Here is a 5,573-nt window from a genome sequence, read left to right on the forward strand (position 1 = left end):
GGCTCTGCTGCCCCAGCACCAGCACCCATCGGGGTAAGCATGCCAACAGCAAGGAATACAGCTGCAATCGCTACCATGCTACGTTGTATCCGTACCATAGTTCAGTGGATTGTACGTTACAATACATAGACCTTTTTGTATTTTCGTAGTAACAAGATGGCGGTGATCGGGATCTAAATCTAGGAAAGTGATCAGTAGATGGTATCAAAGAGTAAAATAGACGATGCGGCTCTGTTACTCAGATCCTATAACACGGTTTATTTGATCCTGGTGGAATGAATTGAGCAAGAAATAACCGGCAATTTATTGATATGAGCTCAAAACCAGATCATCGCCCGCAAAACGAGGAGGAAGCGTATCCTAATCTTTGTTCGAGACTTGAACCGTTATCGAAGAATGAAATATTCCATCTGTTGAGTACAAGCCGTCGACGGGAAGTAATTCAATATCTGCTTGAAACGGGAGACCAAGTTGGGTTACCAAAACTCGCTAAACATATTGCAGCAGTAGAGCACGAAACTTCTGTTAGCGACGTAACACAGGTACAATATCAACGAATCTATATTCCTCTCTATCAATCACACCTCCCAAAACTTGACAAGGCAGGCGTTATTCGGTACAATTCGTCTTACGGACGTGTGGAACCGACTGAGCGGTTGAATGTCTTTGCTCCATATCTTGGTCTTTCTCCTTTGGAAAAGAGCAATCCTCAATCCAATTCTGAAACACCGGGCTCTGACAAGCAGATGGTCAGTAATTGGTATTTGGTAGCTGCCGGGCTCAGTGCGATACTGCTTTTAGCCGTCACACTCGGATTGATACCGATCTCTGGAGAATTTCTTGGTGGTATTATCATTGCTCTGTTTCTCGCAACGAATGCGGTTACAAGACTGTAGCATATGATCGAGCCAGTAGACGTTGAGACTACGTCGTCCACTGCATATAGAAGTAATATTTCTCTTGTTGCTTCGTTTCGAGCGAGTCATAGAATCGCTCCCATAGAATTGTTTTCACTCTGATATTCAACGAACCAGCTGGTAGATAGAGCGTGCGAATGGAACACCGGAAGTATTATCCACTGGGTTGACACGGGTAGCGTATGACAGACGAGATTTCACTGGATGGACGGACACTTGCTGGCGTTGCAAATGAGGAAGGCGGAGAAGTGGGTGCAGATACTGTTTTTCACTTCGAGCAGAACGGCGAACGAATATATGCGAATTATTCTGGTGGAACTGTTGTTGACGGGCATTTGGTTGGAACCTTCGATGGAAAGCAGTGGGATATTCGATACGCCCAAATAAACACAGAAAGCGAAACCGCTACCGGTCACTCTATCGGCGACGTTGAGCTTCTCGACGATGGTCGTATTAGAGTTGAAGATGAGTGGGAATGGGAATCGAAGTCCGGGAAGGGTGAGTCGGTGCACGAAGAAGTTGATCAGTAGATGATTCCTGAATGGTCAACCTTCGACCGTTCACTACTTGGCCTGTACGTAGCGGCTGTTACTCTTGAGTACTGTTGCGCTCGTAGACGAACATGCGCTACATAGAGCTGCGAATGGAACGGCATTCAGGGGTTTGTGTATCGCTCTTGAATAATATCAAATGCTATCCTGAGAACAACGTAACCAGCTGCCACTACAACTAGAAATCTGATATCGAGGTTGCCCTCCCAATATTGGAATGCTGCCAGAACGAGCAGGACTATGAATGCACCCTTGATGTGATATTCGAGACGTTCCGCGATCTGGTCCATAGGCGCCGTATCTTATCAAAGATACTAACTCTTGTGCTCGTTATCTCCTCAACCTGTACTGAACGGCAACTACGTGTGTCAACTGTGCCGTGGAGTAGACCTCGACTCAGAAGTATACAACACCAATGTTAGCATAGACAAGGCCAAGGAACAAGAATATTCAATTGCTTTGTCCGGTAAAAGAGCCCGCATAGATATGGTTGAGAGCCATCATTATCAGTCCGATGAGTGTCACAAATCATATTTGACCTATATTTGTTATCAAACTTGATAGTTTATAACTGCAGTCTATGTCTTATCCACTATCTTCTGAAAATATAATAAAAAGGAATATGATGCACGTGTGAAAATACTATCCTGTGAACAATCAACCTGCCGTCTTCGCTAAAGGATTAACAAAACGATATGGCGATACTACCGCCATCAGTGGTCTAGATCTTTCTATCCCAAGTGGATCGATCTACGGATTTCTCGGGCCGAACGGTGCAGGGAAAACCACGACGATGCGAATGTTAACCGGGCTTACACAGCCAACCAAGGGAGCCGGTTCTGTTGCTGGCGTCTCGATCACGGACCGGGATAGCCTCCGTACTCACATCGGATACTTACCCGAGGAACCACCACTGTACGACCACGCGACAGCCTACGAACAGCTCGAATACGCCGCCGGTCTCCGCGATCTCCCCGCGGAAGCGGCACGTGACCGGATCAATGTACTCCTCAACAAACTGGATCTAACGGCAGATGCTGACATGCGGATCGCAGACTATTCGAAGGGAATGCGGCAGAAAACCGCCTACATACAGGCCGTCCTCCACGAACCCAGTGTAGTCTTCCTTGACGNGCAGACTATTCGAAGGGAATGCGGCAGAAAACCGCCTACATACAGGCCGTCCTCCACGAACCCAGTGTAGTCTTCCTTGACGAGCCCACATCCGGTCTGGATCCACGCGCTGCACGGACGCTCCGAGGGATGATTACGGAACTCGCCAACGCGGGAACGACCGTCTTCCTCTCAACGCATATCCTCCCTGTTGTTGAAGAGGTCGCTGACACGGTCGGAATCCTCTACGATGGAGAGTTGGTCACTGAAGGTTCGCCCGCTGATCTCGAACGCCGCGCAGAGACTGGTGAGACACGCTCGCTGGAGGATGCTTTCCTCGAACTCACGACCGACGAGCGTGGCACCGTAGGAGAGGCGGACAGTGAGGCCAGCGCCGCCGATACCGCTAACCAGAGGGTCGTTGAGGAGAATACCGATGGCTGAATCGGGCTGGCTCAAGCATGCCATTCGGATGGGCTGGTTCGACTATNCAGCGTTCTATCCGGGCGATTCGGGAAGACACTGGTCGGCTGATCTTGATGGCTGGCGGTGTTGGTTTCATGACGCTCATGCTAACGGGTGTTGCAGCCCTGTTCGTTCCGGAACTCCGGGGGATGGATCCAGAGTTCTCGATAAATCGGATTGTCAGAGGTACGCTCGCCATGCTCTGGGTGTTTGGGACGTTCATGCTCGCGCAGCGGACGACNCCAGAGTTCTCGATAAATCGGATTGTCAGAGGTACGCTCGCCATGCTCTGGGTGTTTGGGACGTTCATGCTCGCGCAGCGGACGACAGCGGCGCACAGTAAACCGGTCGCCGATGCGTTCGTGCTGACGACCGTCTCACCTAGAACCGCCGTCGTCGGAGGCATCGTCGCTGAGAGCCTGCGAGTGCTGACGTATGTGTTCCCGGTCGGCCTTCTCCTCGCCATTGCCGGGGCGTACGCCTTCAGTGCACCACTGACCCTTCTGGCAGTCCCGCTGGTCGGTAGTCTGTACGTCGTCAGCGCGGTTACGGCCGGTCGCCTGCTGGGGTATTGTGCTGCATGGCTTGTGGCCAACGTGCCGTTCGTTGCTCGTCATAAGGGCGTGCTGGGTGGGACGGTTGTGATGCTGTTTTTCGGCGTTTACTTCTTGTTCCAAGTCCCGCAACTGCCTATTTCGATTAGTCCAGCCACACTCGGAGTGATTCCGACTGGGTGGCTCGCAGACTTGCTGGCGGTTGGTACGCCCATTGGTTGGTCATCGATACACGCTCTCGGGGGAGTAGTCACGGTTAGCGTGGTGCTCATCGGTGGGAGCTGGCTTTCCGAACGTATTGCCACCTCGTTCTGGTTTGGCGAGTCGATCAGCGTTTCTGATACTGACAAAAATTCCGTCTCCACCCGCATGGAGGGTGATCAGCGAGCCCTTGAGCGGGCCATCAGCCCCCTCGGCGTCCCGTTCATCACCGGTCCAACCCGTCACGTTGCTGAATGGTCCCTGTTGCGAGCACGTCGGGAACCTCAGCGGTTAAACTTCCTGTTGATCCCGGTGTTCGGTGGTGGCTCAGCATTAGTGAACATGATACTACAGGGGTCTAGCTCGCTCGCGATATTGGGACCAGCTGCCGCCGTATTGCTGGGGTGGACCGCCAGCGCGGCGTTCGGTCTCAATCCATTCGGCGACGAAGGTGCCGTCCTTCCGACAACCCTAACTGCTGTTTCCGGTCGGGCGTTCGTCCGCGGACTTATCGCCCCAAGTTTGTTGTTCACGCCTGTCGTCACCGTCGTCACGCTTGTGACGGCACTCGTCGGAGGATACGGACTATTGGCAACGATAGCGCTGACACTGATGGGATGCTTTCTCACTGTTGTCGGGGCGACACTCGCACCGATAGTCGGGATGTGGTTCCCGCGCTACAGTGCCATCCGCATCGGCAACAGCGATGGAGTACGACCACCNCCGATAGTCGGGATGTGGTTCCCGCGCTACAGTGCCATCCGCATCGGCAACAGCGATGGAGTACGACCACCGCGGTTGCTCGCGGGTGTACTTCACGCTGTGTCAATGTGGCTTCCCGGCGCGGCACTGGTTGGACTCGTCGCAGCGCCGGAGTTGGTGAGGCTGGCGCTCTCTGGGATCGGTTACGTTCCAGGATTCATTCTTGGGTTAGTCGCCAACGACGGAGTGCTCACCACCCTTTCGTCGTCGCTGAACGACGCTGGAGTGACAATTCAGGGTCTTCCACTTACTGCCTTCCGGGGTGGATTCGGTATGCTGCTGGTTTTCGGTGGACTATTGGTCGCTTGGTACGCCTATCACGGGGCGATACGAAGGTTCGAGACCCACGAACTGCACTGACAGCACACGAGAGCACGGGTGCCACCACCGGCGCGACACAGAGGGATAAGGGAACGATAAGATATGAGGTACTCTACCCGGGTCGATATTCGCTTTCATTGTACGAGAGTGTCATAGAAGTCTTCTTGCAGTGTTAGTTACAATTACTTCTTCTATGAGTTATATTCCAGTAGGTCTGAGAAGATATCAATCCTTGAGTAGTCATTGAAATTTTCCGTTCCTTCACCAGTCGAAACTTTATAATGTTGGAAGATTCAGAAGTAAGTATGGAGTCATCTCCCTACGTCCACATTTTTCCTCTAGCATGGCGATTCGCGCTTATCGGTGCGCTAGCCTCACTACCTGTCATCACCATTCTAAACCAGCTGCCAAATTCGGAGGCGACTATCGGCGGTGGTATAATGATAATTGGAGCGTTCATTGCAGGAGTCCTCGCCGCAATCCGCTCGTCAGACCCGAGTGCCGCTGGACTCCGTGCTGGGTTTATTGGTGGCGTCCTCGGACTGCTCATATTCATTGTGACAACAGGGATGACGGTAACATGGTCACTCTCTAGAGTCGTATTTGCCGTCTTCGCCAGTGGGCTGGTAGCATGCGTTGCACCTCTATTCGGTTTCGGATTCGGTCGCATCGGTGGTTGGGTGGCAAAC

4 protein-coding genes and 2 pseudogenes are annotated in these 5,573 nt (G+C 52.3%); 5 read left to right on the plus strand and 1 reads right to left on the minus strand.

Features of this window, described 5'->3' with window-relative positions; genetic code table 11:
* Positions 1 to 311: 311 nt before the first annotated feature.
* The 3 genes and pseudogenes from C492_RS25980 to C492_RS21875 all read left to right on the plus strand — a co-directional run.
* Positions 312 to 632: pseudogene (locus tag C492_RS25980) on the plus strand (DUF7344 domain-containing protein); the annotation flags it as partial.
* Between the two features lie 6 nt (positions 633 to 638).
* Positions 639 to 896 (plus strand): hypothetical protein, encoded by a 258-nt coding sequence (locus C492_RS24910; RefSeq protein WP_152424761.1) that lies wholly within the window; start codon positions 639 to 641, stop codon positions 894 to 896.
* Between the two features lie 203 nt (positions 897 to 1,099).
* Positions 1,100 to 1,447 (plus strand): hypothetical protein, encoded by a 348-nt coding sequence (locus tag C492_RS21875; protein ID WP_083898711.1) that lies wholly within the window; start codon positions 1,100 to 1,102, stop codon positions 1,445 to 1,447.
* Between the two features lie 125 nt (positions 1,448 to 1,572).
* Here the strand turns inward: C492_RS21875 and C492_RS00015 are convergent, their stop codons facing one another.
* The gene (locus tag C492_RS00015) at positions 1,573 to 1,758 is read right to left on the minus strand and encodes a hypothetical protein (RefSeq protein WP_008419285.1); all 186 of its coding nucleotides are present in this window, start codon (positions 1,756 to 1,758) and stop codon (positions 1,573 to 1,575) included.
* Positions 1,759 to 2,117: 359 nt separating this feature from the next.
* Between C492_RS00015 and C492_RS25030 the strand changes: the two are divergent.
* Positions 2,118 to 3,025: pseudogene (locus C492_RS25030) on the plus strand (ABC transporter ATP-binding protein).
* A 2,164-nt stretch (positions 3,026 to 5,189) separates the two neighbouring features.
* The coding region (locus tag C492_RS21885) for a DUF5518 domain-containing protein (RefSeq protein ID WP_083898712.1) at positions 5,190 to 5,573 on the plus strand (384 nt) is incomplete at its 3' end.

It is taken from the genome of Natronococcus jeotgali DSM 18795 (genome assembly GCF_000337695.1).
Classification (GTDB): Archaea; Halobacteriota; Halobacteria; order Halobacteriales; family Natrialbaceae; genus Natronococcus; species Natronococcus jeotgali.